The 2,267-nt window shown below is 48.7% G+C and carries 1 protein-coding gene; it reads left to right on the forward strand.

Features of this window, described 5'->3' with window-relative positions; genetic code table 11:
- A partial coding sequence (locus tag F6K06_RS04370) for an Ig-like domain-containing protein (protein WP_353734940.1) occupies positions 1-2,267 on the forward strand: 2,267 nt, incomplete at both ends.

Raw genomic sequence — 2,267 nt, forward strand, 5'->3', positions numbered from 1 at the left:
AGACGGAGACCCCCTCACCATCACAGTCACAGGACTACCCACACTAGGCACAGTCACCCTAGCAGACGGCACAGCAGTCACCAACAACCAGGTATTAACACCAGCCCAACTCACAACATTACAATACGACGCCCCCGCCGACTACAACGGCATAGACGACCCAGGAGACTTCACATATAGTGTCAGCGACGGTACAGAAACAGTAACCGGAAGCACAGACATTGCGATTAACAACCCCATAAACAATCCCCCAGTAGCCAACAGCAGCGCCATCACAGTAGACGAAGGCAGCACAGACACAGGGTTAGGTCTAGCAGCCCCCACAGACCTAGACGGAGACCCCCTCACCATCACAGTCACAGGACTACCCACACTAGGCACAGTCACCCTAGCAGACGGCACAGCAGTCACCAACAACCAGGTATTAACACCAGCCCAACTCACAACATTACAATACGACGCCCCCGCCGACTACAACGGCATAGACGACCCAGGAGACTTCACATATAGTGTCAGCGACGGCACAGCAACCGTAGCCGGCAGCACAGACATCGCTATAATCTCCAACCAACCCCCAGTAGCCAACAACGACAACGGCACAACACTCAAAAACCAGCCAGTAACCATCAACATCACAGACAACGACAACGACATAGACGGCAACATCGACCCCAGCACCATAGACCTAGACCCCGACACACCAGGAGAGCAAAAAACCAGAGTCATCCCCGAACAAGGCACATTTGAAATAGACGATAATGGCAACGTCACATTCACACAAGAACCAGACTTCGTAGGAGAAGCAACCATCCCCTACACAGTCAACGACAACGACGGCGAACTCTCAAACAGCGCCAACATCACCATCGCCGTCATCAACACACCACCAGTAGCAACCAACGACAACGCCAACACCGGAGAAAATATACCAGTCACCTTCAACATCAGCGAAAACGACACAGACAGTGACGGCACATTAGACCTAACCACAGTAGACCTAGACCCCAACACAGAAGGCAGACAAACCACCTTCACACAACAAGCTCAAGGCACATTTGAAATAGACGATAATGGCAACATCACATTCACACCAGTTGCCGACTTCCTCGGAGAAGTAACACCCATCACCTACACAGTCGCCGACAACAATGGCGAACTCTCAAATACAGCCGAAATCGCAGTCACAGTCACAGAAATACGGCCAGCAGCAAGCGACGACAATGCCAGCACAGTCATCAACACACCAGTCAGCTTCAACATCACAGACAACGACATCGCCGAAGCAGGAGAAGACATAGAACCAGGAACTATCGACCTCGACCCCAGCACCACAGAACTACTAGAAGAAACAATACTCACAGTAGACCAAGGCACCTTTGAAGTAGACCAAGAAGGAATTGTCACCTTTACTCCCACAGATGGGTTTATTGGAGTTGTCACAATTCCTTACACCGTAAAAGATACCGCAGGCCGCGTCACCAACGCAGCTAATATCATCGTAGAAGTAATTGACAGTCCTCCCATAGCTACCGATGACTTTGCCAACACCTTTATTGACCAACCAGTAACATTCAACATCACCAACAACGACATCGACCTTGAAGGAGAAGTAGACCCCAGCACCATCGACATTGACCCCACAACACCAGGAAACCAAACAACATTATTAGAACTATCAGACCAGGGTACTTTTGAAGTAGATGAAAACGGCAACCTGACCTTTACACCAGTAGAAGGGTTCATCGGAGTTGTCACAATACCCTATACTGTAGACGACAACAACAGCAATACATCAAACAATGCCAATATCACAGTAGAAGTAGTAAACCTACCACCAGTAGCAACAGACAACAGCAACACCACAGTAGCAGGGCAACCAGTAACCTTCAACATTACCGATGATGATAGTGACCCAGAGACGACAATAGACACAAGCACCGTAGACTTAGACCCCAGTACCCCAGAACAAGAGACTACCTTCACACAACCAGGAGAAGGTACATACACTATAGACGATGAGGGAAACCTCACCTTTACTCCAGTAGAAGGTTTTACAGGTCAGACAACTCCGATTAGTTATACAGTCCAAGATAGTAGTGGTGCAGTTTCTAACTCCGCCAATATTTCTATTGATGTTTTTGGCGACCTAGAGGATGACAGTGCCACAACTCCTATTGATACTCCTGTAACTCTGAATATCGCTGATAACGATACTCCTATAGACCTGACTTCTATTGACCTCAACCCAGAGACTCCAGGAATTCAGA

The organism is Okeania sp. SIO1H4 (genome assembly GCF_010672695.1).
Classification (GTDB): Bacteria; Cyanobacteriota; Cyanobacteriia; order Cyanobacteriales; family Microcoleaceae; genus Okeania; species Okeania hirsuta.